This window comes from Paracoccus sp. DMF-8 (assembly GCF_029309835.1).
Classification (GTDB): Bacteria; Pseudomonadota; Alphaproteobacteria; order Rhodobacterales; family Rhodobacteraceae; genus Paracoccus.
In genome coordinates this window covers 627,906-654,540 of sequence record NZ_JARJHL010000010.1, presented here as the reverse complement: position 1 = coordinate 654,540, position 26,635 = coordinate 627,906, and the positions used below count along the sequence as shown (strand labels likewise).

Sequence of the window (26,635 nt, the reverse complement as noted above, 5' to 3'; positions counted from 1 at the left end):
AACCGGAACCACGCAGCACCCCCGCAAATTTTCAACCGAAGGAATGACAGAATGACCCGTCTTGCAGTTTCACAGACCGACAGACAACTTGCGGTCCGCAGCCTTCACGAACTCGCCAAGGAGGCGCTTGACCGCGCCGGTGGCGACCTGAGAACGGCCACCGACAGCCTGAACGCCGCGCTGCGCGATGACGAACACCTGCGCCTCGCGCTGATCGAACCCGCGCTTGAGGAAATGGCCGCTGCCCGCGCCTACAAGTTGGTCAGGGCCAATCGGACGGACATTCTGGAGGCCTCGCGCAAACCCCTGCCCAACCGCGCCAAGGTTAGCCCTTTCGCCATCGTGCCGTCGATCCGCGCGACCCTTCTGGACTTCCCCATCGCAGGCGGCATGAAGCTGCGCGATGCCTGCCTCGAGGATGTGCAGAAACAGTCCTCGATTTACCTGACCCAAGGAACCGAAATGATGCGTCGCGGGCGCTGGATGGCGATGATCGCCGCCGCCCTGCCCGACGCCGATACGCCGGTCGGCGATGTGCTGGCCGCCGAGGATCTGGACCGTCTGGAAAAGGACGCGGCAGATGCTTGACCAACAGAATTTCACGGATGCGGCCTCGGCCGCGCGGGCGTGCCGGGTGACGATAGTAAACCGGAAAAGTACAGCACCCCGCAGATACCCCCCCCGCCGATCAGCCCGAGGATCTGCGCTTTGCCGATCCGCTGGTCGCGGAAATCGTCGCGATGCACCGCCAGCGCCGCCGCTGGATGAAAGCGAAGAACGCCCTTGTCCTGCAAGGCAAGGCCGCGTGCGCGCGATGACGGACGGTGACAAGGACGCAGCGAACAAGCTGTATGACAAGGCCGCCAAAGGCGAGATCGACTGGTGGCCCCGGAAATGGCCGTCCTGCTGCCGTTCCTCGCGACCGCCGAAATCTTCGGTAACCTCGTCACGTCGGCGAAGCGCATTGAAAAGCTGGCGAAACAGCTTCCCATCGCTCCGTGGGTCGCGTCCGTTCGCGGCTTGGGCTGGGGATCGGTTGCGGCCATCGTCGGGGAAGCGGGCGACCTGTCGCAATACCCGTCTGTCGCGGGCGTCTGGAAGCGCCTCGGGCTGGCCGTTTTCGACGGCAGCAGGCAGCGCAAATGCGCCGACGCCGAACTGGCCCTGATGCACGGCTACAACCCGGAACGCCGGTCGGTCGTGTGGAACATGGCCGACAGCCTCGCGCAAGCAGCAACGGACCTGGTGGGACGACAAAGACGCCGGGACGGTGAAGAAAGCCGCCGATCATTATGGCGAATATCTGGAAGCCGAGAAGGCCCGCCAGATCGAAAAAGGATGCACGCCGATGGCCGCCGAAAATCGCGCCAAGCGGCACATGAGCAAACGAATCCTCCGCGACATGACTGTCGAATGGAGGCGTGCGGTCAGCCAGATAGATGAAGAAGCCCACGGTATCTTAGCTGACCGCGCAACCTATATGATGGCGGCGGAATGACCATGCGCCCCGCAATCGGGTACCGTCACCCCCAGGACCGGCGCGCATGGTTGCGCGCCCGCCAGCAAGTTGTGACTGCCTCGGTTGTCGGGGCGCTGTTCGGCGTCCACTTCCTCACCGAGGCCGAGGTCACAGGGGCTGAAATCGGGTGTCCTGAAAGAGGACCCGACCCGAAGCCTTGAAGCGCGGGCGACTGCTCGAACCCGTCGCGGTCCAGCTGATCCGCGAACAAAACCCGGCGTGGGATGTGACCCACAACGCCGCCAACGAATACTGGCGCGATCCTGAGGCGCGCATCGGCGCGACGCCTGACACCATCGTCAGGTGCCCCGAGCGCGGCCTTGGGACCGTCCAGATCAAGAGCGTCGAACAGTCGGCCTATCGCCGCAACTGGCTCGATGCCGAAGGAAACCCCGAGCCGCCGCTCTGGATCCAGCATCAAGCGACCCTGGAGGCCCACATGATCGGCGCGCAATGGCCGCCGTCGCCCTTGTGGTGGGTCACGGTATAGAATGCCCCCTGCTGGGGGTGGACCTGATGCCCGAGGTTGTCACCGCGATCCGTGATCGCGTGGCGGCCTTCTGGAACAAGGTCGAAACCGGCGACATGCCGCTCGATTATGACCGCGACGGCGGCCTGATCGACCGGCTGCATGCCATCGGTGATCCGGGCGATGAGATCGACCTGTCGTCGGACAACCGGATCCCATTCCTGCTCTCCGAGGTAGCGGACTCACAGGCTGCAATGGCAGCGAGTCGCAGGCGAAGGACGCAGCAGAGGCCGAGATAAAGGCCAGGATGGGGTCGGCGGTTGTTGCCCATATCGGGCGCGGCAGGCGCATCACCTGGAAATCCCGAAGGCGCCCCGCAACCCAGATTCCGGCCACGTCCTACCGGGTTCTGACCCTCCCACCGCCCGAGAACTGATCGGGCAAGGAAATCCCCCTCAAAGGAGGCATCAAAAATTAACATGACCAGTAAACCGGACACCGCTGCGGCGGCCCGGGTGGGCGTTGTTGACCAAATTTTCGGCCACAACAAAGCCCCCCTGCCCGATGTTCTCGCGGCTGACTTCGCCGATCTGCGCGCCGAAATCGAGGCGCTGATCGAGGAAGGGCGCGGGCTCTACAAGCCCGTGACCAGCGATGATGCGCAGCTTGCACTTGGCCGCTGGATCGTCCGCGCCAGGGCCCTCGCCAAGAAAGCCGACGGCATCCGCACCGACGAAGGGCGACCGATCCTCGAGGCGCAGCGCGGCATCAACGGCTTTTTCAAGGATCTGCTCGAACCGCTCGGAAAGGCGGAATCCTCGCTCCAAAAGCTGGCCGACGACTTTGCCCGCCAGAAGGCGGCCGAGGAACGGGCGAAAGCCGAGGCCGAGGCGAAGGCCGCGCGCGAAAAGGCCGAGGCCGAACGGATCAAGGCCGAACAGATGAAAACGTCCGACGCCGCCGCGCGCGCCGAGGGGCGGGCCGAGTTGCTGGACGCCAAGGCCGACGCCGCCGAGGAACGCGCGCTTTCCAGCGATGCCGATCTGACGCGGATGCGGTCCGAGGGCGTGACCGCCAGCGCCCGCCAGTCCTGGGACTTCTCGATTGATGACGAGGATGCGCTTTACGCCAGCCTCGGCGCCCTCGGTCCCTTCATCGCCGCCGCCGATGTTCGCAAGGCCGTCGGCGCCATGGTTCGCGCCCACAAGGGCAGAACGCAACTGCCGGGTGTTCGGGTGTTCCCGAAGACGACGGCCAATTTCAGGGGGTAATCATGTCTTTTCTCATCATCGACACCGAAACCACCGGGATCTTCGATTTCAAGATCCCTGCCGACTCGCCCGGCCAGCCACGCATGGCGTCCTTCGCGGGTCTTGCCGTCAATGACCCCGACGACGAACCCGAAGTTTTCGAGCGGTATATCCGCCCGGACGGCTGGCAAATGGACCCCAAGGCGGGTGCGGTCAATGGCCTGACCGACGAGTTCCTTGAGGCAAATGGCGTCCCGGTTACTGAGGTGCTGGACGAATATGTCCGTCGCGTCGAGGCGGGCTATGTGATCGTAGCCTACAACGCGCAGTTCGACCTCAAGATGATGCGGGCGGAACTGCGCCGCGCCGGTCGTGATGACATGTTCGAGCGGACCCCGAACATCTGCGTCATGCGGCCCCTGACGAACGTGCTGCAACTGCCCGGCAGGTATGGGTTCAAGTGGCCGAATCTGGCCGAAGCCTGCGCCCATTACGGCATCACCAACGCCAAGGCCCACGATGCTGTCGGTGATGCACAGGCGGCGCTCGAGGTCATGCGCAACCTGCGGCGCGACGGGCTGCTGCCCGAGGCCAAGGTCCATTACTCGAAAGGGGGGAAAGCCTGATGGCACAGATTTCCATCTCCGCGCTACGCGACCTCAAGGATCGCCTTGGCGCTGGCTTCGACATCAACAGGTTTATCGACGTGGCCGAATGGGGCGCTCAGCTAGCGGCTGAGCCTATCGTCGCCCCGATGCCCTTCCACCCCGACCCGGACGATTTCCCTGATCCGGATCCTGATTTCGAGAACGATTTCGTGCTGGTCGATCCTGACACCATGGCCGAGGATCTGCACCGCGCGCTGGCGCCGATCGGTCGGGCCGGGCAGGCCTTGCGCCGGCAAAGCGGTTCCACGGCACCGACGACGATTTCGTGCGCGAGGCTGACGGTTCGGTCGATGTGGGTGAGGAGATCCCTGACCCCGCCCCGGTCGAAGCGGTTGCCCCGGAACCTGACCCCGAACCCGAGCCGGAACCGACGCAGCCCCCTGCGCCCGCCCCGGCGCCGAAACAGGCCACCCCGAGCGATCCGAGCGCGTGGACCGAGGATGAGGATCGCAAGATCCTCACGGGGCTGTTCCGCGATGGCCTGTCGCAACTGGCATGCGCGAAGCTGGTGAATCGCTCCGACAACGCCACAAAATTCAGGCTGCGTGTCCTGCAGGGTCTGGTCGATAAGCGGCAGGCGCCGCCCTATGCCGCCCAGATCATCGCGGAACTGACGGGCGGGGCGGCGCCGGCAAAGGCCCCCGATCCGAAGCCCGAACCGGCCAAGGTCGAACCTTCTGCCGCGCCAGCCCCGGCAGCGCCAAAGCCCTCAGAACCCGCATCGTGGACCAGCCTGACCCTCGCGCAGCGCGCGCTGGTCAAGCACCTCGAGCGGCTGAACGACGATTTTGCGCCGCAGGACGATCTGGACATCGCGACCGGCCTGTTCGACGGGCGCAAGGCCCCGACCATCGGGGCCGATCTTGGCGTCACCCCCGAGGAAGTCGTCGCCCGGTTCAAGCTGATGAAGCACCGCGACATCCTCGATCCGAAGGGTCACCTGACGATTGACGGGCAGCGCGATCTGATCGTGGCCTTGAGATACCGAGTTTCGGCCTATGAGGCCGCGCTGGCGGAGGTGGTGAAATGAGCATCACCGATGAACACCGCGAACAGCGCGCCCTGCTTTTCGATGCAATCGAGGAAACGCGGACCGCGATCAAAGCCATAAACGGGCCTTATTCGCTGACGATGGTTGCCCTGCGCGCCATCGATGAACTGAGCGAAATCGCGATCGACGCCGAGTTTCTGGGGCGGTGCCTCGACTGCAGCTCCCCGATTTGGGGTGACGACCAAGACGGCGCGGTTGCCACCAAGGACGGCGAACTCATTTGCGAAGATTGCGCCACCCTGCGCGCCGCGACCGGCGATCTTTACGCCGAAGATGACGACGGCGACCTCGATGACGAGGACGCCGACGAAAACCCCGAACCACAGGAGAACCCCGCATGAACAACCTTGTTCAGTCCCAGAACTATGACCCGATGACCGGCGAGGTTGGCGACGCGCTGAACCTCGACAGCGGCACAACGGTCGCGGTCCAGATGGCCCAGGCCGAATTGAACCAGGCCATCGTCACCGCCCGCGCCTATCCCCGCAATGTCCGGCGCGTGGTGCAAAACGTCGTCAACCTGACGATGCTGGACGAAGAAAGCGCCAGCGAATGCGTCTACGCCTTGCCCCGCGGCGGCAAGCCCATCAAGGGCCCGTCTGTCAGATTCGCGGAAATCGTGGCGTCGATGTATGGCAACTGCCATGTCGCCAGCCGCGTGGTGGCGGTGGACAAGATCGACAAGGTGGTGATCGCCGAGGGCGTTTTCATCGACTATGAAACCGGCCTGAAACGCACCGCGCAGGTTCGCCGCCGCATCACCGACAAGAACGGCCGCATGTTCAACGAGGATATGATCGTCGTCACCGGCAACGCGGCATCATCCATCGCCATGCGCGAAGCGGTCCTGAAAGGCATTCCGAAAGCGATCTGGCGCAAAGCCTATGAATCCGCGGAACAGGTCATTTCTGGCGATGTCAAGACGTTGGTCGAGCGGCGCGACGGCGCGGTCAAGGCCTTCGCGACCTTCGGCGTCACGCCGGAACTGATCTGTGCGGCGCTCGAAATCGAAAGTGTCGAGGAAATCGACCTCGACGGATCGGGACGCTGACGTCGATGTTCAAGGCCATCAAGTCTGAGCGGAAATGCCGGTCGAGGAATATTTCCCGACCATCGGCAAGAAGGACGCCACTCCGGTCGCAGGCAAGAAGCCGCAGAACCTGCAGCAGATTGCCGACGACAAGAAGGCAGAGGCGGCCCAGATCGAGGATAAGAAGCCCGACACCCCCGCAGAGGCCACCAGCGCCCCGCAGGAAGCCGCAGACGACGAACCGGACGCTCACACCGGGGAACCCGCCACTGACAGCCCTGACGCGGCACAGGGCGCCGCAGACGACGCCCCGGCCCCCGATGATGCCCAGATCGACGCCGCATACCAGCGCGGCAAACGCGCCGGCGCACGCGGCACGCGCGAGGATGCCATCCCGCCCGATGTGAAGGGCGTGCCGGTTCTGGCCGATGCGTGGCTGGACGGCTGGCGCGAAGGCGCGGCCAAGGCGGAATGATCGAAGGCCGGGCGGCCCGAACCGCCCGGCGCCACTGCATTGAAAGGCGAATAAAATGGCGCGTCCTAGATCGGTTTCAACGACTGACATTGCGCGAGTTCTTGACGCTCTTTCCAAGGCGGGCGTCCCGCTTTCCGGCATCGAAATCGTCATGGAACCGGGCAAGGTCACGATCTGGCCTAAAAACGATGTGGCCCCCGAAGTCACGTATGATACTCTCAAACCCAAAGAGTGGCCCCGTGAGTAATGAAATGAAGGTGACCTTTCCGGGTCTTTATTCCGAGAAGCGCGGTGCAAAAACGCGGTATGTCGTCCGAAAAGAGGGCGATAAAACCAAAAAGATCACCCTCGCCATTGATCCATCTCATCCGAAATTCGCCGAGCATTACCATGCAGCGCGTTCGGGTATCCGGCTGGACCCAGAGCCTGTCGCGGCGCAGATGGTTATCCGGGGCTCAATCGGCTGGTTGGTGGATCTATATATTGCTGAAATGGAGCGCGCCGTCGCCAGCGGCCAGATGCACAAGTCTACCTGCCAGCAACGATCGGTATTTCTGACTTGGATGCGCGCAGAGGTCGGGGAATACGGCGTTGGTATTCCCCAAACCCAACTTATTCTGTTGCGCGACATGAAGGCATCGACGCCTGGCGCGGCCGACAACTTCATCAAGGCGGTGCGGGCAATGTTTACTTGGGCCGTGGATCGGAATCTCGCCAAAGCCAACCCTGCGACCGGCATCAAGAAAATCAACGAGGGAACGGGCGCTCGGGCGTGGACAGTGGCTGACCTCGAAGCATACCGAAAGCGCCATCCCTTTGGCTCAATGGCGCACCTCGCCTTGACGCTATTCATGTTCACAGCCTGCCGGATCGGCGATGTGGTGACCCTCGGACGTCAGCACGAGGTCAAGCGCGCGAACGGCTCTGTTTGGCTTGGATGGCAGCCAGAAAAGCGCGGATCGAAAAAGGTTGTCATACCTATCTTGCCGCCCCTTCTGAAAGCCGTTCGCGCGCAATCAGTAATCGGCCGGACCTATCTGCTGCGGGAAGACGGCAAACCATTCGCGTCTAAAAACAGCTTCGGCAACAAGTTCTCGACATGGATGGATCAAGCCGGTCTTGTCGGTCTATCGGCTCACGGCATCCGCAAGGCGGCTGGTGAGCTTCTCGCGCTGCACGGTGCGAGCCAGTACCACATCATGGCCGTTCACGGTCACGCCAGCGCCAAGACCAGCGAGATTTATACCGAGGGCGCCGACCGGGCGCGCCTTGCCGAACAGGCAATGCAGATGCTTTCAGCCATGGATTGGTGATGGCTTTTTCTGGGGGCACAGAGAACATAACTGATTGATTCACAACCAGAGTGAATTCTGCCAATTGGTGGCACCCGCCGTTGAAAACAAACGAGAAAACGACTTTATTGGCGTCCCTCCGGGCCTACCAGACCCATCCCCTGACATCAGGATGTTGCTTCCGCTTGTGCCGGTTCGACGTCGGCAATGGGTCGGTTGATGGCGGGGCGGCGGGATATTGGAATGGGTCTTCAGACGAAGCGGGCGGAGATATCCCCGCCCGGTTGCCTTATGCCATGACGGCCCTGCGCCTGCACTCTCGTCGTTCGCCCATCAGACCCTTGACCAGCGCCCAGCAGGCGCCAAGCAGCACCAGCGTAAAGGGCAGACCCGTCGATACGGCCATCGCCTGCAGCGCGACCAGCCCGCCGCCCAGCAACAGGGCGATGGCGACCAGCCCCTCGAACAGGCACCAGAAGATGCGCTGCGGCACCGGCGCGTCGACCTTGCCCCCCGCGGCAATCGTGTCGATCACCAGCGAGCCGGAATCGGATGAGGTGATGAAGAAGATCGCCACAAGCAGGATCCCCAGCAGGCTGCTGATCGCGGTCAGCGGCAGTTGCGACAGCATCTGGAACAGTTGCAGTTCCAGCGCGGCGTCGCGGATACCGGAAAAGCCCGACAGCGTCGCCGTGATCGCCGTGCCGCCCATCGCGGTCATCCACAGCACCGAAATCAGCACCGGCACGACCAGCACCGCGATCAGGAATTGCCGCACCGTCCGCCCGCGTGACACCCGTGCGATGAACATGCCGACAAAGGGCGACCAGCTGATCCACCACGCCCAGTAGAACGCGGTCCAGCCCTGACGAAAGTTGTCATCGTCGCGGCCGATCGGGTTCGACAGCGGCAGAAGCTCTTTGGCATAGGCGCCGAGGTTCAGGAAAAAGCCCGACAGGATGGCCCAGGTCGGCCCGGCGATGATGACGAACAGCAGCAAAAGCATCGCCATCACCATATTGACTTCTGACAGGACCTTGACGCCCTTTTCGACCCCCAGCAGGACCGAGGTGGTCGCGACGGCGGTAATCGCCACGATCAGCACGACCTTGGACATGTTCGAGGCGGGCAGACCGAACAGGAAACTCATCCCCGCCGAGATCTGTTCGGCCCCCAGCCCAAGCGAGGTGGCCAGCCCGAACAGCGTCGCCAGCACCGCCAGAATGTCGATGACATGGCCCGGCCAGCCCCAGACACGTTCGCCGAAGATCGGGTAGAACACCGCCCTCAGGGTCAGGGGCAGCCCCTTGTTGAAGGAAAACAGCGCCAGCGACAGCGCGACCACCGCATAGATCGACCAGGGATGCAGCCCCCAGTGAAAGATCGTCGCGGCCATCGCCAGCCGTCTGGCCGCAGCCTCGTCGCCCGCGGCACCGTTCAGCGGCGCCCAGTCCGTGCGGATGCCGTTTTCCATGACCGGCCCGGCCAGCGCCGCGTCGAAATGGCCAAGCGGCTCGCTGACCCCGTAAAACATCAGGCCAATGCCCATCCCGGCGGCAAACAGCATCGCAAACCAGCCGGTCAGGGTGAAATCCGGCGTCGCCTTGGGGCCGCCGAGGCGGATCGACCCAAGCGGCGACAGGATCAGGCCGATGCACAGCAGCAGAAAGATATTGCCCGACAGCAGAAAAAACCAGTCGAGGTTCGTGATGATCGCCTGCCGCATTCCGGTAAAGACCGGCTCCAGCCGGGTCGGAAACAGCATGGTCACCAGCGTAAAGCCCGCGACGGCCGCCGCCGAAATGGCAAAGACCGGGTTGTGGATGTCAAAGGCAATGGGTTTGCGGCCTTCGACATTGTCCTGACCGATCTCGTAGCTGGTCTGGATGAGTTCGGTCACGCCTTCGGGGTTGCGCTGCGATTCCGCACCCGACGCGTCGTCGTCAGGATAGCGCCCGTCAAGCGCGTCGCGTTCCCGCCGGATGTCTCCGGGGTGGCCTTCGTGCGTGATGCCTTTGGGTCTGGTTGAGCGAGGATCTGACATGCGTCCCTTTCCAAGATGAATTGCGACGGGGCGTCCGGGCAGATGCTGCGACAACTCGCGGCAACCCGGACGGGCGGTTCTGGGATCTGGATGGTCACGTTTCTGTCAGAATGGCGGTCAAATCGTCGCAGGGGTACCCCTGTTGCGACAGATAACGTGCCTTTAGCGACCAAAACTGTCGCGACGGGGTATGAAAATGGCATAATCTGTCACAGCCCCTGGTCTGGGGCTGCGGCGATCCTGTCATGTGGATGGCTGTCGCCCCCCTGCCCTAGCCTGCCCCGGTTCGCCCCCGGCGGTCACTGCGCAGGTTGGAATACAGGACATGGTTGCGCCAGCGCCCGTTGATCTGCAGATAGCTTTGCGCGACGCCTTCGTATTTGAAGCCGCTTTTTTCCAGAACCCCGCGCGAGGCGGCGTTTTCGGGCAGGCAGGCAGCCTCGATCCGGCTGAGATCCAGCACCGCGAAGGCGTGATGAACCAGCGTCTGGATCGCTTCGCGCATATAGCCCTGACGGGCATAGGGTTCGCCGATCCAGTAGCCGATCGTCCCCGATTGCGCCGGGCCACGGCGGATATTGTCCAGCGTGATCGCCCCCACCAGCACACCGTCGCGGCGCAGCAGAAACAGCGGCAGCGCCGTGCCGTTGCGGCTGGCGCGCTGCGCCCAATAGACGCGGTTGGTGAAGCTTTTGCGCGACAGGTGATCGACCGCCCAGGACGGCTCCCACGGGGTCAGGAAGGCGCGGCTTTCGACACGCAGCGCCGTCCATGCGTTGTAATCCCCGTGCTGGGGCAGACGCAGCACCAGCCGCTCGGCCTCGAGGCGCAGAGGACGGCGGCGGATGAACATCAGGCGGCCAGCCTTTTGGCCAGCTCCTCGCGGTCGGGGGCCTTGCCCACCGGACCATAAAGCGCAAGCGCCGGGCGCGCGTCCGAGATCAGCCGTGCCGCGTGGTCGCGCACATCGCGCATGCTGACGGCGTCGATGCGCCCGGCCATTTCCGTGGCATCGGGAATGCGGCCCCAGATCGCCAGCGACCGCGCCATGCGTTCGGCCTGCCCCGAGGGGCTTTCCAGCCCCATCAGCAGCCCGGCCTTCATCTGGGCCTTGGCGCGCGACACCTCGGCCTCGGTCAGGGTGTCGATGCTGCGGCGGATTTCGTCGATGGTGATGGACGCCAGATCGCCGATCTGTTCGGACGAGGTGCCCGCGTAGATCGTGACCATGCCGGTGTCGTCATGAAACCCCGATTGCGCAAAGATCGTATAGCACAGCCCGCGTTCCTCGCGCACCTTCTGGAACAGCCGCGACGACATGCCCCCGCCAAGCGCCGAGGTCCAGATCTGGGTCGCGAAATAATCGGCGTCCTTGTAGCCCGGACCTTCCAGAGCCAGCGCGAAATGCGCCTGTTCCAGATCCTTGACGCGCCGCATTTCGGCACCGCGCCAGTGCGCGGGCTGGCGGTCCAGCTTGGCCAGCGGTTTCCTGTCGCCGAAAATCTCGGTCGCCTGCGCCACGATCAGGTCGTGATCGACCGCCCCCGCCGCCGCAACGATCATCTGGCCGGGACCGTAATGTTCGCTGACGAAACCCGACAGATCGCCCCGCCCGAAATGCGACACACGTTCGGACGGGCCCAAGATGGTGCGGCCCATCGGCTGGTCGGGATAGGCCGCCTCTTGCAGCCAGTCGAAAATCACATCGTCGGGCGTATCCAGCGACTGCCCGATTTCCTGCAGGATCACGCCGCGTTCGACCTCGATCTCGCGCGGGTCGAACACCGGGTTCAGCACGATGTCGGAAATCACGTCCAGCGCCAGCGTCACATCGCCCGCCAGCACCCGCGCGTAATAGGCCGTCACATCGCGCGAGGTATAGGCGTTGATATAGCCGCCGACATCCTCGATCGTTTCAGCGATCTGCAGGGCCGACCGCCGCGCCGTGCCCTTGAATGCCATATGTTCCAGAAAATGGGCGATGCCGTTCTGTTCCAGCCGTTCGTCGCGGCCGCCGGCATTCACCCAGACCCCGACCGTCGCGGAATGCAGCCCGTCCATGCGGTTGGTGACAATGCGCAGCCCGTTGGGCAGGGTCGTGATATTGATATCGCTCAAGCTGATCTCCGTTCAAGGATCAGGGACTTAATCGCTTCCGCGTCGTTTTCAACCTGTGTCACACGCTCGGGTCGGTCGAACAGATCGGCCATATGCGGCGGCAGGTCAGGGCGAATGCCAAGCGCGGCCTGAACCGCATCGGGGAATTTGGCGGGATGAGCGGTGGACAGCGACACCATCGGCACGCCGGGGCGCAGGTGTTGGCGCGCGACATGGATCGCGACGGCGGTATGGGGGCAGATCACCTCGCCCGTTTCGGCGCGGATGGTTTCGATCATCGCGCTGGTTGCGCCCTCGGACACCCGGCCCGAGGCATAGACCTCGCGCAGATGCTGCAAGGCACCCTGACTGATGGTAAAACCGCCCGATTTCAGCTCATCCATCAGCTGACGGATCGCGCCCGCATCACCCGCGTAAGCCAGATAGAGCGCGCGTTCAAAATTCGAACTGACCTGAATATCCATCGAGGGGCTGATCGAAGGTTCGACCGTGCCGACCCGGTATTCGCCCGTGGTCAGCGCACGGTGCAAAATGTCGTTCTGGTTCGTCGCGACAACCAGTTGCCCGATGGGCAGGCCCATGGCCTTGGCGATGGAACCGGCAAAGATATCGCCGAAATTGCCGGTCGGAACGGTAAAGTCGATCTGACGTGCAGGCGCACCAAGGCTGACGGCTGCGCTGAAATAATAGACGATCTGCGCCAGCACCCGCGCCCAGTTGATCGAATTGACCCCTGCCAGCCCGACGCCGTCGCGGAAATCATGGTCGTTGAACAGGTCCTTCAGCCGCGCCTGACAATCGTCGAAATGCCCGTCCAGCGCCAGCGCATGGACATTGCTTTCCGATGGCGTCGTCATCTGGCGGCGTTGCACCTCGGACACGCGGCCATGCGGGTAAAGGATGAACACATCGACATTGGCCAGACCGCGAAACGCCTCGATCGCCGCCGATCCGGTATCGCCAGAGGTCGCGCCGACGATGGTGATACGCTGCCCGCTGCGCGCCAGCGCGATCTGGAACAGCTGGCCGATCAGCTGCATCGCGAAATCCTTGAAGGCCAGCGTGGGGCCGTGGAACAGTTCCAGCAGGTGATGGCCGGGGGCAAGCTGGACCAACGGTGCGCGCGCGACATGGCCAAAGCCCGCATAGGCGGTGGCAATCGCCTGACGCAATTCGGTTTCGGAAAAGCTGTCGCCGGTAAAGGGCGAAATCACGCGCCAGGCCACTTCCTCATAGGACAGCCCTTCGAATGCGGCGATCTGTTCGGCGGTCAGGGTCGGAATGCTGTCCGGCAGATACAACCCGCCGTCGCGGGCAAGGCCGGTCATCATCGCCTGGTCGAAACTCAGGGCCGGGGCCTGACCCCGCGTCGATACATATTGCATGGCTTTTCCTAGAATTTGCGCTGCCTGATACGCCAGATCAGCGCCACTGTCATCCCCGCCCAGATCACCGCCAGCATGAACCATGTCGCGGCATATTCGAGATGCCGGTTCGGCACCCCCTGGATCGAGATCGGGATCGGCATCACCCCCTGATCGTCCCCCTGCACCTCGCGGGCGACGACCAGCATGTCCTCGGTTCCAAGCTGGCTGGCCATGCGCGGCACCTCGCGCGCGAACCAGATGCCTTCGGTCAGGTTCGGTTCTGGGGTCGAGCCGCTTTTTTCCTCGGGCCAGTGCAGGTTGCCGGTGATCCGCAGATCGGTCGCGGGACGCGGTTTGTGGCGGTCGTCCTGCTGGATGAAACCGCGATCCACCATGATCCGGCGGCCGTCATCGGTTTCAAACCCCGAAATCACCTGATAGCCGCCGCCCAGATCGCGGGTGCCGGACAGGACCAGAATTTCCTGTCCCGTGGTGCGGCCCGCAATCTCGACCGGCTGATATTTCATCTGGGGCTGATAGCTGGCGGGCAGCGTGATCGCAGCGCCGTCGATCCTGGCCTGAATTTCGGCCAGCATGTTTTCCTTCCAGCCAAGGCGCTGCACCTGCCAGACCCCCAGGCTCAGCAGAATGGCGCAGCCAAGAATGCCGGTGATGATGGGGAACAGATAGCGTTGCATGTGCGGGCTCGGTGAAAGGATCGGGATACGGGCAGACCCCGCCCCATCCCTATAGGCGGGATTGGCGCAGGGGCAAGCCCGACGCGCGGATTTCGCAATCGGGACGGATGGCAAAAGGCGCGCAAAGGCAGATCCCTTGCGCGCCTTGTTCGTGTCAGCCACGGGGCCGGTCAGCGACCTCGCTGTCTGCGCCCGCCCGATCAGCGGCCCCAGACATAGATCGAGACGAAGAGGAACAGCCAGACCACGTCGACGAAGTGCCAATACCAGGCGGCGGCTTCGAACCCGACATGAGCCTTGGGCGTCATCTGGCCCTTCATCAAGCGGAACATGCAGATGGCCAGAAAGATCGTGCCGATCAGAACGTGAAAGCCGTGGAAGCCGGTCGCCATGTAAAAGACGCCGCCGTAAACGGTATCGGCCAGACCGAATGCCGCGTGGCTGTATTCATAGGCCTGCAGGATGCTGAAGCAGATGCCCAGGAACACGCCGACGGCCAGGCCACGGATCGCCACCTTGCGGTCGCCTTCGTGGACAAAGGCGTGGTGCGCCCAGGTCACGGCAACGCCCGACAACAGCAGGATCAGCGTGTTGATCAGCGGCAGGTGCCAGGGGTCGAAGGTCACGATCCCCTCGGGCGGCCAGACGCCGTCCTTCAGCGGGCTGTCCGGCCCCATCGGATACATGGCGTTCTTGAAAAATGCCCAGAACCACGCGACGAAGAACATCACTTCGGAAATGATGAACAGGATATAGCCATATTGCAGGCCGATGCGCACGACCGGGGTATGGTCGCCCGCCTCGCCTTCGCGAATGACGTCGGCCCACCAGCCCCACATGACGTAAAGCACGCCGACAAGGCCGATCAGGAACATCCACGGACCTTCGACCGGAAGACCCAGGATCGTGATGCCCCTCATCCATGCCACGCCACCGACAAGCATGACGAAAGCGGCAATCGCGGCGATGAAAGGCCAGATTGACGGGGGCAGAATGTGGTAGTCGTGGTTCTTAGCGTGCGCCATTGTCTGATCCTGGCTATTGGTTCGTCTTGATTTGGCTCAGTTTACGTTCGTGTTCCGCCCTGCGTCCAGAGCAGCCTGCGCGGGGCGCGCAGGCTTGTCCGTCCTGTGAAAGGTATAGGACAGGGTGATGTCGCGGATGCGACCTGCATCACGGTCATTGACCAGTTCGGGGTCGACAAAGAAGCTGACCGGCATTTCGACACGTTCGCCCGGCTGCAGCGTCTGTTCGGTAAAGCAGAAACATTCGATCTTGCTGAAATAGTAACCGGCAAGATCGGGGGCGACATTATAGCTGGCCGTGCCGGTGATCGGCTCGTCGGTGTTGTTCACGGCCTCGTAGAAGGCCAGACCGTTTTCGCCGATGTTCAGCATGACCTCGCGCTGCATCGGACGGAAGGTCCAGCCCATGTCGGGATCGACATTGGCGTCGAAGCGCACGCGGATCTTTTCATCCAGCACGACATCGGGCGCGGTTTCGGCTGTCATGGTCGTGCCGCCATAGCCGGTGACCTTGCAAAACCACGAATAAAAGGGAACCGCAGCCCAGGACAGGGCCCCCATCACGACGACGACACCCAGAAGCTGCAGCAGCGTGCGGTTGTTGCGGTTCATTGATCCTCTCCGGTAATGGGCGTGGCCGGGGCGGTGGTGGCCGCATCGGTCGCGGGGGGCGCCGGGGTTTCCTCGCGCGGCAGGACAGAGGTGCGCGGCTGGTGGTCGAAACCTTCCATCATGTCGCCATTGCCGATCTTGGCGATGGTCAGGCCGAACACCAGCGCGGCAAAGGCGACCAGCACGGCCAGCAGGCCCATGTTGCGGCCACGGCGACGGTGGTGCAGCTCGTGTTCAGGACGCAGCGCCATCACCAGCCCCCCATCGCATGCTGGACCAGCAGCGCTAGGAAATGCAGGAAGGTGTAATACAGCGAAAAGCGGAAATAGCGTTTTTCGACGCGGTATCCGTCACCTTCGGCCGCCGTTTCATCCCGGCGCATGATCTGCCAGCCGCCCCAGATGAACATGGCGTTCAGCACCACCGACACCGCCAGATACAGCGGCCCGCCGACCGAGGTCACGCCCAGCCACAGCGCAAAGGGCGCCAGCACCAGCGTATAGGCAAAGATGTGACGCCGGGCCGAGCGGCGGCCATGGGTCACGGTCAGCATCGGCACGCCCGCCTTGGTGTAGTCGTTGTTCATGAACAGCGCCAATGCCCAGAAATGCGGCGGAGTCCAGAAAAACACCAGCGCGAACATCAGCAGCGATTCAAGGCTGATCGACCCGGTCGAACAGGCCCAGCCCACCATCGCCGGGAACGCGCCCGCCGCGCCGCCGATGACGATATTCTGCGGGGTCGAGCGTTTCAGCCAGATCGTATAGACGACGGCATAGAAGAAGATGGTAAAGGCCAGAAAACCGGCCGCGAACCAGTTCGCCGTCAGCCCCAGCATCATCACCGACAGGATCGACAGGGCGATGCCCAGGCCAAGCGCCTCTTGCGGGGTGACCCGGCCCGCGGGGACCGGGCGGCTTTGGGTGCGGCGCATCACCGCGTCGATATCGGCGTCATACCACATGTTCAGCGCGCCCGAGGCGCCGCCGCCGATGGCGATGAACAGGACCGAACAGAATGCGATGAAGGGATCGGGATGCCCCGGCGCGATCCACAGCCCGACAAAGGCCGTGAACACCACCAGCGACATCACCCGGGGCTTCAGCAGGGCGACGTAATCGCCGAACTGTGCCTCTTCCGGGCCGACATATGCGCGCGTTTCAACCACGTCGGAACCTTAGTTGGCCGAAGCGAACTGCAGGGGTTTCGCGGGCAGGTAGTCCGAGGCGTCGGCGGCGAATTCTTCCTTGGCGCCTTCCAGCCATGCGTCGTATTTCTCCTGGCTGACCGCCTTGACGACGATCGGCATATAGGCGTGGTTGATCCCGCACAGTTCCGAACACTGGCCGAAATACACGCCCTCTTCGTCGACCGAGAACCAGGCCTGCGCGATACGGCCGGGAACGGCGTCCTGCTTGATCGGCAAAGGCGGGGATCGGTCCAGCTGTGGATCACGTCGGACGCGGTGACCTGCATCAGCACGGTCTTGCCGACCGGCACGACCACGGCATTGTCGGTCGCCAGCAGGTATTCGGTTTCACTGTAGCCGGCGTCGGCCAGTTCGTCCTTTTGCAGCAGCAGCGCGTCGAAGGCGATGGCGTCGTTCGGGATATTCATAGGACCAGTACCACTGGTGGCCGATGGCCTTGATGACCAGGTCCGGGTCGTTCGGCATTTCCTGGCTGCGGAACAGCGATCGGCAGCGAAAAGGCGCCGATGGCCACCAGGATCAGCGACCGGGACCAGCGTCCAGATCACCTCGCAGCGGCGTGTTGTGGGTGAAGCGCGCCGGGACGGGGTTCACGCGGCTGTTGAAGCGGACGATGCAGATCAGCAGCAGCAGGCAGACCAACGATCGGTCACCGCGGCGATGATGATCAGAGCACGAAATGATCCAGCCACTGCTGGTCATGCGCCAGCGGCTCGACGCGGGCTGGAAGCCCATGCCGCCGTTGACGCGGCTTGCCGGATCACGGGCAGGTCGCCCAGCACGTCCTGCGCCATGCGCCGGCATCGGCCGTCAGCGCCTGCCAGACACCCAGTGCCGTCAGCCAGCCGTTGCCACTGTCGCCCCGCGCGCGCATCGTCAGCAATCGCCATCTTCCCATCCCGTTGCCTACAGTCATGCCAGCCCGGCCGCGAGCCATCACCCGGGCCGACTGGTATTCGGTGTCCTTCACAACCATATCTTACACTGACGGGCAAGCCATACCTATCGACTTACGACCAAAAAGCCCCTAGTCGAGGCTCACCTGCCAGAAGAGGATGACCATGCCGGACGCAGCCGTTTTCCCCGTTTGAAACCCATCTCGACCAGGATCACGCCGCTGCGTGTCCTGCAATCGGCACTGGCAGGCGGCGGACGACGGCAGAGCTGTATCTGGAACGCGCCCGCTCCGAGGCGTCTGGTCTTTGACGATGGCCGGCTGCGCAACGCGGGCTACAGCGCCGATCAGGGTTTCGGCCTGCGTGCGGTGCGCGGCGACGTGACCGGCTATGCCCATTCTTCGGAAATCAACGACCGCGCGCTTGGCGCTGCCGCCGAAACCGTGCGGCTGGCCGTCGGCAATGGCGGCGGCACGCTGGCGCCCGCACCGACCGGCGCGACGCCCGGGCTGTATGCGCCCATCGACCCGGCCGAACATGTCGGCTTCGGCCTGCGGGTCGAGACCCTGCGTGAAATCGACGCATATGCCCGCAGCCTTGACCCTCGGGTGGTTCAGGTCAGCGCCTCGATTTCCAGTTCCGTGCAGGAAATCGCCATTCTGCGCCCCGAGGGCGGGCTTTCGACCGATATCCGCCCCATGGCACGGATCAATGTCAGCGTCACGGTCAGACCGAACTCGCGCCGCAGATCGGGAAATGCCGGTGGCGGCGGGCGGATCGCGCTGGACGGTCTGGTCGCGCGCGAACACTGGCAGGGGCTTGCCGATGAGGCACTGCGGATCGCGCTGGTCAACCTGCGTTCGGTGCCTGCGCCTGCGGGCGTCATGGATGTCGTCCTTGGCCCCGGCTGGCCCGGCATCCTGCTGCACGAGGCCGTGGGCCACGGTCTGGAAGGCGATTTCAACCGCAAGGGTCATTCGGCCTTTTCCGGCCTGATGGGCCAGCGCGTCGCCGCCCCCGGCGTCACCGTGGTCGATGACGGCACGATCCCCGACCGGCGCGGCTCGATCACCGTCGATGACGAAGGCACGCCGCCCGCGCGCAATGTGCTGATCGAGGACGGCATTCTGACCGGCTATATGCAGGATCGCCAGAATGCGCGCCTGATGGGTGTGCCCGCGACCGGAAACGGCCGTCGACAGGGCTATGCCCATACGCCGATGCCGCGCATGACCAACACCTTCATGCTGGCCGGTGACAGCGACCCGGCGGCCATTCTGGCCGATCTGAAGGACGGCATCTATGCCGTCGGTTTCGGCGGCGGCCAGGTCGATATCACCAATGGAAAGTTCGTCTTTTCCTGCACCGAGGCTTATCGCGTGAAAAACGGCATCGTCGGCGATCCGATTCGGGGGGCGACGCTGATCGGCGACGGCGCGACCGCCTTGCAGCAGATCCGCGCCATCGGCAACGATCTGGCGCTGGATCCGGGTATCGGCAATTGCGGCAAACAGGGCCAATGGGTGCCGGTGGGCGTCGGTCTGCCGACGCTGATGATCGGCGGGCTGACGATCGGCGGCTCGTCTGTTCGACCCCGCCTGAAAACCGTGCCTGACAGAACCGTTTTGTCCGCAAAATGGTTTCGGCTGGTAACCTTATATTAACCAATGAGGTGCAAACCTGTCCCTGCGGATGAGGCGAGGACAGGGAATTGCATATCAGGTCGTTTTCCTTCGATCCCCACCACACACCACCACCGGAGACCGGCGACCCGTTCGATGTCCTGCGTCTCATCCGTTCCCGGCGCGTCGGGCCATCGACCTTTCATCGGCTGATCGCCGAACACGGCTCGGCGGCGGCGGCGCTGGTCGAACTGCCCGCGATTGCACGCGCGGCCGGTGTCAGCGATTAGGCGCCCTGCCCGACCGGCGTGATCTCGGCCGAGCTTGCCGCCGGTCGTCGCGCGGGTGCGCGGCTGGTGACATGGGGGGCGCCTGATTATCCCGCCGCTCCTGTATGATGTCGCGGATGCCCCGCCCGCGCTCTGGCTGCGCGGCAATCTGTCGGTGCTGGCGCAGCCGCCGGTCGCGGTGATCGGGGCACGCAACGCATCCTCGCTTGGCCTGCGCATGGCGCGCGGTCTGGCGCGTGGTCTGGGCGAGGCCGGGGTGGCCGTCGTCGCCGGGCTGGCGCGTGGCATTGATACGATGGCGCATGAACAGGCGCTGGAAACCGGCACGATTGCGGTCATGGCGGGGGGGATCGACGTGATCTACCCTTCTGAAAACGCGGCGCTGGCCGCCTCGATCTGCGAAACCGGGCTGCTTGTCACCGAACAGGCGCCCGGAATCGAACCCATCGCGCGCCATTTCCCGGCCCGCAACCGCATCATCTCGGGCCTCAGCCGTGGCGTCGTCGTGGTCGAGGCCGCGCATCGGTCCGGCAGCCTGATCACCGCCCGCAACGCACTGGATCAGGGGCGAGAGGTCATGGCCGTGCCCGGACATCCGATGGATGCACGGGCGGGCGGCTGCAATGCGCTGATCCGCGATGGCGCGACGCTGGTGCGCAATGCGGCCGATGTTTTGCAGCAGCTTGGCCTTGAGGTCGTGACCGGGGCCGGGGACGTGACGAAGGCCATGACCGGGACCGAAACCATCCCCGCGAAAACCGCGGCGCCCCGTCCCGTCGCGGCAATCGCGCCGGATCAGATCGCGCAGCGGATTCCGGCCTGCCTTGGCCCCTCGCCAATCGACGAAAACAGTCTGATCCGCGATCTGGGCGCCAGCCCTGCGGCGGTGGCGCCGGTCATTCTGGCGCTGGAACTGGATGGCAAGGTCCAGCGCGTTGCGGGTGGCGGTCTGGCACTGGCCTGAAACGCTCCGACCCGACCCGACCTGACCCGAACGGCGGTTTCGGTCGGCTTTCGCCTATCACGCAGCTGTCAGATGCGGTCGGGGAACCTTGGGTCCGGCCCATGGCTTACTGCCCCAGAGACTGACTGCTCCGAAACCGGGCCGTTTGCCTGAAAGGATATCATATGCGTCGCATATTCCATGCCACGACCGCAATTGTCGCAAGCCTGTCGCTGCTTGCCCCCGATCTTGTCGCCGCCCAACAGCCCGGCGGAAACGGTGAAGCCGAGGCAGGGGCCGAGGTCGCACCGAAAAAGCCGCGCAAACCCGGCGCTGCGAGATCAAGCTGCGGATCAAGGGGTCGCCCAACAGCAGGGGAATGGCAACGGCGGCGCAGCCAGCCGACAACGCCCTGCGCAACCCGAACCCGAAAACGCCGGGGCGGGCGACGCGGCGGAACAGCCCCGTGCCGAACGTCGCCAACGCGCCGAACCGGCGGCAGAGGATGCGGCCGCCGCCCCCCGCGCCCGCAACCGCGCGGCGGATGCCGAACCCGCGCCAACGCCCGAGGAATCGCGCCCCGCGACCGAACCTCAGGCTGCGGAACAGGACACCCCGGCGCCCAAACCCCGTGCCGTGCGCGAAGCCACGCCCGAACGCCCCGCGCCCGTGCAGCGTCAGGTTGACGACACCGCACCTGACGCCGCCCCCCGCGAGGGCCGTCAGGGCGTTCGCGCCCCTCAGGCCGCGCCCGATGCCGCGGCGCTGCGTGAACGGCTGCAGGAAGACAGCGATGGCGCCCCGGATCCGCAGGCCGGGAATACGCGGGCGGGTGGTGACGGTGCCGCGTCCGGGAATGCCGAACCCCAGGCAGAGACCCCTCGGCCACGCCCGCGCATGCGGAATGCCGATCAGCCCGCAGCCGACGGTCAGGCTCCAGATGCTCAGGCCGCAGACGGGCAGACGCCCCCTGCGCCGAACCGCGCCCGGCCCAATCGCGGGGCGGCACAGGATCAGGCTGGCAATGCCGATGACGCGCCGGTCGGCAATGACCCCGACGCCCTGCGCCGCGCGCTTGGCGATCAGGATCAGCGCCCCGAAAATCCGGGCCGGGCAAATCCGGGCCGGGCGGCGGATCGCCAGAACCCCAATCCGAACCGCGCCCGCCGTGCTGCGGATGACGCGCCCGAGGTGGGGGCCGTCGAAACCGATGCCGCCCGCGAAGCCGCAGATCCCAAGCCCCCTGCCCCGAGCGAGGCCTTGCGCGCCTTGACCGATGACGACGGTGATGCCGACACCCCGCGCGGTCAGGTCAGCGACTTCACCGTCGGCGCGGATGATGCCCGCCGCTCGGATCAGGATTTCGAAACCTCGGTCGGGCGCAGCTCGGACGAAGACCAGATCCGCGAATTGCGGGCAGAGGCGCAGCGCGACGATGACGACGACGACCGTGGCCGCGACATCGCCCGCCTCGCGCTGGCGGGTCTGGCAGGCTATGCGATGGGTTCGTGGATGTCGAACGACCGTCAGGTCGCGCTGAACACCGGCGACCGGGTCGTTGTCACCATGCCCGACGGCTCGCAGCAACTGATCAAGAATGACGACGCCCTGCTGTTCCAGCCGGGTTCCAACGTGCAGACCGAACGCTATGATGACGGTTCGTCCATCACCACGGTCCTGCGCGAGGATGGCAGCCGCGTCGTGACCATCCGCGATGCGAACATGAACATCCTGCGGCGTTCGGTCGTCTGGCCGGACGGGCGTTCGACCATGCTGATCGACGATACCGCCGATGTGACGCCGGTCCGCGTGGCCGAGCTGCCGCCGCCGGCGCGGCCTGTCGATTACACCGATCAGATGAGCGAAGAGGCGCTGCGCGATGCGCTGATGCGCGAAAGCAGCATCGACCGGCGCTTTACCCTGGGCCAGATCCGCAACATCGCGCAGGTCCGCGCGCTGGTCGCGCCGCTGGATATCCAGTCGATCACCTTTGACACGGGTTCCGCCGCGATCACGCCCAATCAGGCCGAACAGCTGAGCGCCCTTGGCCGCGTCATCGCCCAGAGCGTGCGCGACAACCCCGGCGAGCTTTACCTGATCGAGGGCTATACCGATGCGGTCGGTTCGGATGCGTCGAACTCGGCGCTGTCGGACCGGCGCGCGGAATCGGTGGCGCTGGCGCTGACGGAATATTTCGACGTGCCGCCGGAAAACATGGTCGTTCAGGGCTATGGCGAACAGTTCCTGCGCGTCCAGACGCAGGACGCCGAACGCACGAACCGCCGCGTCGCGGTGCGCCGGATCACCGATCTGATCGAACAGAACTGACCCGGTCCCCAAAGAAACAGAAAAAGCCGCGAGAGGTCGCCCTCTCGCGGTTCTTTCAGCCGGTGCCGGAAGGATCAGCCCAGGGCATAGCCTGCGCCGCGCACCGTGCGCACCGGATTGTCGCCGCCATTGATCATCAGCGCCTTGCGCAGGCGGCCGACATGAACGTCGATGGTGCGGGTGTCGACATAGACATCGCGGCCCCAGACCCGGTCCAGCAATTGTTCGCGCGTCCAGACCCGGCCGGGTTTTTCCATCAGCGTCGACAGCAGGCGGAATTCGGTCGGCCCCAGATGCAGCGACTGGCCCGCGCGAAAGACGCGATGTTCGGCGCTGTCCAGAATGATGTCCGAAAAGCTCATCCGTTCGCCCATCGAGGACGGGCGCGTGCGGCGCAGCTGCGTCCGCAGCCGGGCCATCAGCTCGACCACGGAATAGGGTTTCACCATGTAGTCATCGGCCCCGGTTTCCAGCCTCCGCACCCGGTCCACTTCCTCGGACCGGGCGGAAAGCATGATGATCGGGATCTGGCGCTTGCCGGGATCGGCCTTGATCCGGCGGCAGATTTCCAGACCGCTGACATTGGGCAGCATCCAGTCCAACAGGACCAGATCGGGCTGCTCTTCCTCGAACAACAACAGCGCCTCGTCACCGTTTTCGGCCAGCACCACGTCAAAGCCTTCGGCTTCGAGGTTATACTTCAGGACCTCGCGCTGCGCGCTTTCGTCCTCGACCACCAGAACACAGGGTTGATGCTGCGAAGCCATGGATCAGTCCTCGCCCTCGTTCAGGTTGACGCGGGTGACGCTTTCGCTTTTCGGGCGCGCGTCGTCGGGCAATTCGCCGGTGGTCAGGTAGATGACCTGTTCGGCGATGCCGGTGGCATGGTCGCCCATGCGCTCGATGTTCTTGGCGATGAAATGCAGATGCATGCAGGCCGTGATGTTGCGCGGGTCTTCCATCATATAGGTCAGGAATTCGCGAAACAGCGCGTTATACATCTGATCCACCTCGATGTCGCGCTGGCGGACATCGGCGGCAAGGGCGGCGTCGCGCTGGATATAGCTGTCCAGCGCGTCCGTTCATCATCGTCTCGACCGTGGCCGACATGCGGCGCAGCGCGATCCCCGCACCGGCAATCGCCGGCATATGGGTCACGGCATGGCTGCGCTTGGCGATGTTTTTCGCATAATCGCCGACGCGCTCCAGACTGGCCGAGATCTTGATCACGGTCAGCGCGGTGCGCAGGTCCGATGCGATGGGCGCGCGCAGCGCGATCAGCCGTGCGGCCTCTTCGTTGATCTGGGCTTCCAGCGCGTCGATGGCCTTGTCGCGCTGGCAGCGACCTCCATGGCCAGTTCCTCGTCGCGGGTTTCAAGCGCGCGGCTTGCGTCCTGGATCGCGCTTTCGACCATGCCGCCCATCTTGACGACCAGCGCCTGAACGGTTTCCAGATCGCGGTCAAACGCCGACGCGATGTGTTCTTCGGTATTCATGCTCATGTCTTTCCCCGATCAGCCGATCTTGCCCGAGATATAGCTTTCCGTGCGCAGATCCTGCGGCTTGGTAAAGATGTCGTCGGTGTCGTCCGTCCTCCACCAGGTTGCCGAGGTGGAACAAGGCGGTGCGCTGGCTGACGCGCGGGCCGCCTGCTGCATCGAGTGCGGTGACGATCACCGATCGAGAAATTGGAGCGCAGCTCGTCGATCAGTTCCTCGACCTTGGCTGGTCGCGATCGGGTCCAGCGCCGAGCAGGGCTCGTCCATCAGCATGACTTCCGGGCTGGACGGCGACCGGCGCGTGGCGATGCACAGGCGCTGCTGCTGGCCGCCGCGACAGGCCGGTCCCCGGCTTCGTGCAGGCGGTCCTTGACCTTCGTTCCACAGGCCGGCGCTGCTGCAGGCTCTGCTCGACAATCGGCGTCCATGTTCGGCCTTCGCCTGTGGCGAGGCCGTGGATGCGCGGACCATAGGCCACGTTCTCGTAGATCGACTTAGGAAACGGGTTCGGCTTCTGGAACACCATGCCGACGCTGGGCGCGCAGTTCCACCGACGTCGATGCGTCGGATCGTAGATATCGTCGCTGTCGAGCGTGATCTGGCCGGTCGACGCGGCAGATGTCGATCGTGTCGTTCATGCGGTTGATGCAGCGCAGGAATGTCGACTTGCCGCAGCCCGAAGGGCCGATGAAGCGCGGTGACGGTGTTTTCGCGGACGTTGAGATTCACGTCGTAGATGGGCGCGCTTCGTCGCCGTAATAGACCGGAAACGTCCTTGCCGATCATCTTGTAGGAAATGTCGTTCGTTTGTCCGTCCATGGCTTTCTCGACTGCTGCTTCGACATCATGTTCATATGACCGGTCCTTCCTACCAGCGTCGCTCGAAACGGCGGCGCAGGAGAATGGCACCGACATTCATGAGGATGAGGAAGACAAGCGAGCACGATGATGGCTCCAGACGGCGCGTTCCACGAAGGCGCGTTCGGCCTCGTTCGCTCCACATGTAGATCTGCACCGGAAGAGCCGTTGCCGGGATCCATCGGCGTTGCCGGGACGTCGGCGACGAAAGCGACCATGCCGATGAGGAGCAGCGGCGCGGTTTCGCCGAGCGCATGGGCAAGGCCGATGATCGTGCCGGTCAGGATGCCCGGCAGGGCCAGCGGCAGGACGTGGTGGAACACGGTCTGCATCCGCGACGCACCGACCCCAAGCGCCGCGTCGCGGATCGAGGGCGGAACCGCCTTGAGCGCCGCGCGGGTCGAGATGATGATCGTCGGCAGCGTCATCGGCGTCAGCACAAGGCCGCCGACGATGGGCGCCGATTGCGGCAATCCGGCAAAGTTGATGAAAGCGGCCAGGCTCGAGGATACCAAGAGACGATGGACGGCACGGCAGCGAGGTTCGATGATGTTCGACCTCGATGATATCGGTCCATTTGTTCTTGGGCGCGAATTCTTCGAGATAGATGGACGCGGCGACGCCGATCGGCACCGACAGCAGCAGCACGACCAGCATCATGTACAGCGAGCCGAGGATCGCGATGCCGACACCCGCCGCTTCGGGGCGCTGGTCGGATGCGTCGGGCTGGTCAGAAAGCTCCAGTTCCACAGGGTTTTCAGCTCGCCGCGTTCGCGCAGCGTATCGGCCAGCGTCGGCTGCGCGGGCGAGGTGTTCGAGATCCTGTGCGCGGCGCCGTCCAGCGTGACGCTGGCCCTTGTAATGGCCATCGACGCGGCCATTGGTCCAGGACAGGGCCTCGATGGTCTGGCCGAGCAATTCGGGATTGGCCAGCACCATGTTGCGGATCTGGGCCGGGGCCTCCTTGGAAATCAGGTCGTTGACGTCCTTGTCCGTCAGCCCGTCGATCTGGATGTTTTCATTCGCGATGACATCCGCCAGCGACTGGCTGAGCAGCCTGCCATAGGTCAGGTCAGCACCTTTCTGCATCGCTCTCGACATCGCCGGTCCCCGAGGGGTCAAGCTGTTCGGCATTCAGCGTGACCGGGATGGTCAGATATGGTCTGGCGAAAGGCGCCCGTGCCATTCGACAGGATGGTGGCCAGCAGGATCACCAGCGCGATGATCGCAGCGGCGATGGCCGCGATCCCATAGCTGGCGAAAGCGGCGCTCGGCGGCATTGCGTTTCTTGGTGCGCTGCCCGGGACATGCAGCGACCCGGCGCTGGGCGCGGCAGCAGCTGGCGCCCGATGCGGTAAGATCGGTCATTGC

The 26,635-nt window shown here is 64.2% G+C and carries 23 protein-coding genes and 6 pseudogenes; 14 read left to right on the top strand and 15 right to left on the bottom strand.

All coding sequences use genetic code 11. The features are described from left to right. The first annotated feature begins 51 nt into the window (after positions 1-51). Positions 52-588 (top strand): hypothetical protein, encoded by a 537-nt coding sequence (locus tag PE067_RS10480; protein WP_276189327.1) that lies wholly within the window; start codon positions 52-54, stop codon positions 586-588. Between the two features lie 11 nt (positions 589-599). Here the strand turns inward: PE067_RS10480 and PE067_RS10475 are convergent, their stop codons facing one another. Continuing rightward, positions 600-794, bottom strand: a complete 195-nt coding sequence (locus PE067_RS10475; RefSeq protein ID WP_276189326.1) for a hypothetical protein — start codon at positions 792-794, stop codon at positions 600-602. A gap of 100 nt (positions 795-894) precedes the next feature. Here PE067_RS10475 and PE067_RS10470 point away from each other — a divergent pair, with 100 nt between their 5' ends. The 10 genes from PE067_RS10470 (at position 895) to PE067_RS10425 (ending at position 7,775) form a co-directional block, all read left to right on the top strand. Then, a complete protein-coding gene (locus PE067_RS10470; protein ID WP_276189325.1) occupies positions 895-1,443 on the top strand; it encodes a hypothetical protein in 549 nt (182 codons plus the stop codon). Positions 1,444-1,676: 233 nt separating this feature from the next. Continuing rightward, positions 1,677-2,009 (top strand): hypothetical protein, encoded by a 333-nt coding sequence (locus PE067_RS10465; RefSeq protein ID WP_276189324.1) that lies wholly within the window; start codon positions 1,677-1,679, stop codon positions 2,007-2,009. 26 nt (positions 2,010-2,035) lie between these two features. Continuing rightward, positions 2,036-2,287, top strand: a complete 252-nt coding sequence (locus tag PE067_RS10460) for a hypothetical protein (RefSeq protein ID WP_276189323.1) — start codon at positions 2,036-2,038, stop codon at positions 2,285-2,287. A 180-nt stretch (positions 2,288-2,467) separates the two neighbouring features. After that, on the top strand, positions 2,468-3,259 hold the full coding sequence (locus PE067_RS10455) for a hypothetical protein (protein ID WP_276189322.1): 792 nt from the start codon (positions 2,468-2,470) through the stop codon (positions 3,257-3,259). 2 nt (positions 3,260-3,261) lie between these two features. Further along, positions 3,262-3,864, top strand: coding sequence for a 3'-5' exonuclease (locus tag PE067_RS10450; protein ID WP_276189321.1), 603 nt, complete (start codon positions 3,262-3,264; stop codon positions 3,862-3,864). 307 nt (positions 3,865-4,171) lie between these two features. Next, positions 4,172-4,936, top strand: coding sequence for a hypothetical protein (locus tag PE067_RS10445; protein WP_276189320.1), 765 nt, complete (start codon positions 4,172-4,174; stop codon positions 4,934-4,936). Beyond that, positions 4,933-5,298, top strand: a complete 366-nt coding sequence (locus PE067_RS10440) for a hypothetical protein (protein WP_276189319.1) — start codon at positions 4,933-4,935, stop codon at positions 5,296-5,298. The genes PE067_RS10445 and PE067_RS10440 overlap by 4 nt, the downstream gene beginning before the upstream one ends. After that, positions 5,295-6,008, top strand: coding sequence for a hypothetical protein (locus PE067_RS10435; protein ID WP_276189318.1), 714 nt, complete (start codon positions 5,295-5,297; stop codon positions 6,006-6,008). The genes PE067_RS10440 and PE067_RS10435 overlap by 4 nt, the downstream gene beginning before the upstream one ends. A 34-nt stretch (positions 6,009-6,042) precedes the next feature. Beyond that, the gene (locus PE067_RS10430) at positions 6,043-6,462 is read left to right on the top strand and encodes a hypothetical protein (RefSeq protein ID WP_276189317.1); all 420 of its coding nucleotides are present in this window, start codon (positions 6,043-6,045) and stop codon (positions 6,460-6,462) included. A 239-nt stretch (positions 6,463-6,701) separates the two neighbouring features. Further along, complete coding sequence (locus PE067_RS10425) at positions 6,702-7,775, top strand: tyrosine-type recombinase/integrase (protein ID WP_276189316.1); 1,074 nt, start codon at positions 6,702-6,704, stop codon at positions 7,773-7,775. Positions 7,776-8,043: 268 nt separating this feature from the next. Here PE067_RS10425 and PE067_RS10420 read toward each other — a convergent pair whose 3' ends face one another. The 10 genes and pseudogenes from PE067_RS10420 to coxB form a co-directional block, all read right to left on the bottom strand. Then, positions 8,044-9,798, bottom strand: coding sequence for a BCCT family transporter (locus PE067_RS10420; RefSeq protein ID WP_276189315.1), 1,755 nt, complete (start codon positions 9,796-9,798; stop codon positions 8,044-8,046). Positions 9,799-10,069: 271 nt separating this feature from the next. Then, a complete protein-coding gene (locus PE067_RS10415; RefSeq protein WP_276189314.1) occupies positions 10,070-10,651 on the bottom strand; it encodes a GNAT family protein in 582 nt (193 codons plus the stop codon). Then, positions 10,651-11,859 carry a pitrilysin family protein gene (locus PE067_RS10410; protein ID WP_276189520.1) on the bottom strand — a complete coding sequence of 403 codons (1,209 nt, stop codon included), beginning with the start codon at positions 11,857-11,859 and terminating at the stop codon, positions 10,651-10,653. The genes PE067_RS10415 and PE067_RS10410 overlap by 1 nt, the downstream gene beginning before the upstream one ends. Before the next feature lie 53 nt (positions 11,860-11,912). Continuing rightward, the gene (gene thrC, locus PE067_RS10405; protein WP_276189313.1) at positions 11,913-13,301 is read right to left on the bottom strand and encodes a threonine synthase; all 1,389 of its coding nucleotides are present in this window, start codon (positions 13,299-13,301) and stop codon (positions 11,913-11,915) included. 8 nt (positions 13,302-13,309) lie between these two features. Continuing rightward, the gene (locus PE067_RS10400; RefSeq protein ID WP_276189312.1) at positions 13,310-13,981 is read right to left on the bottom strand and encodes an SURF1 family protein; all 672 of its coding nucleotides are present in this window, start codon (positions 13,979-13,981) and stop codon (positions 13,310-13,312) included. Between the two features lie 200 nt (positions 13,982-14,181). Next, positions 14,182-15,006 (bottom strand): cytochrome c oxidase subunit 3, encoded by an 825-nt coding sequence (locus PE067_RS10395; protein ID WP_276189311.1) that lies wholly within the window; start codon positions 15,004-15,006, stop codon positions 14,182-14,184. A 36-nt stretch (positions 15,007-15,042) separates the two neighbouring features. Further along, the gene (locus tag PE067_RS10390; RefSeq protein WP_276189310.1) at positions 15,043-15,618 is read right to left on the bottom strand and encodes a cytochrome c oxidase assembly protein; all 576 of its coding nucleotides are present in this window, start codon (positions 15,616-15,618) and stop codon (positions 15,043-15,045) included. Further along, entirely contained in the window at positions 15,615-15,869 is a 255-nt protein-coding gene (locus PE067_RS10385) for a hypothetical protein (RefSeq protein ID WP_276189309.1), read from the bottom strand. Before PE067_RS10385 ends, PE067_RS10390 begins: the two co-directional genes overlap by 4 nt. After that, positions 15,869-16,786, bottom strand: coding sequence for a heme o synthase (gene cyoE / locus PE067_RS10380; RefSeq protein ID WP_276189308.1), 918 nt, complete (start codon positions 16,784-16,786; stop codon positions 15,869-15,871). Before cyoE ends, PE067_RS10385 begins: the two co-directional genes overlap by 1 nt. Before the next feature lie 9 nt (positions 16,787-16,795). Further along, a pseudogene (gene coxB, locus PE067_RS10375) lies at positions 16,796-17,458 on the bottom strand (cytochrome c oxidase subunit II); the annotation flags it as partial. A gap of 531 nt (positions 17,459-17,989) precedes the next feature. Between coxB and tldD the strand changes: the two are divergent. From tldD to PE067_RS10360, 3 genes and pseudogenes are all read left to right on the top strand, one after another. Further along, a pseudogene (gene tldD, locus PE067_RS10370) lies at positions 17,990-19,310 on the top strand (metalloprotease TldD); the annotation flags it as partial. A 206-nt stretch (positions 19,311-19,516) separates the two neighbouring features. Next, positions 19,517-20,600: pseudogene (dprA, locus tag PE067_RS10365) on the top strand (DNA-processing protein DprA). Between the two features lie 258 nt (positions 20,601-20,858). Next, on the top strand, positions 20,859-22,907 hold the full coding sequence (locus PE067_RS10360) for an OmpA family protein (protein ID WP_276189307.1): 2,049 nt from the start codon (positions 20,859-20,861) through the stop codon (positions 22,905-22,907). Positions 22,908-22,981: 74 nt separating this feature from the next. Here PE067_RS10360 and phoB read toward each other — a convergent pair whose 3' ends face one another. The 4 genes and pseudogenes from phoB to PE067_RS10340 all read right to left on the bottom strand — a co-directional run bounded on the left by phoB (position 22,982) and on the right by PE067_RS10340 (position 26,632). Then, the gene (gene phoB / locus PE067_RS10355; protein WP_276189306.1) at positions 22,982-23,674 is read right to left on the bottom strand and encodes a phosphate regulon transcriptional regulator PhoB; all 693 of its coding nucleotides are present in this window, start codon (positions 23,672-23,674) and stop codon (positions 22,982-22,984) included. Between the two features lie 3 nt (positions 23,675-23,677). Then, a pseudogene (gene phoU, locus PE067_RS10350) lies at positions 23,678-24,403 on the bottom strand (phosphate signaling complex protein PhoU). 18 nt (positions 24,404-24,421) lie between these two features. Further along, positions 24,422-25,116, bottom strand: a pseudogene (locus PE067_RS10345) (phosphate ABC transporter ATP-binding protein); the annotation flags it as partial. A 158-nt stretch (positions 25,117-25,274) separates the two neighbouring features. After that, positions 25,275-26,632, bottom strand: a pseudogene (locus PE067_RS10340) (PstA family ABC transporter permease). Positions 26,633-26,635: the final 3 nt, after the last annotated feature.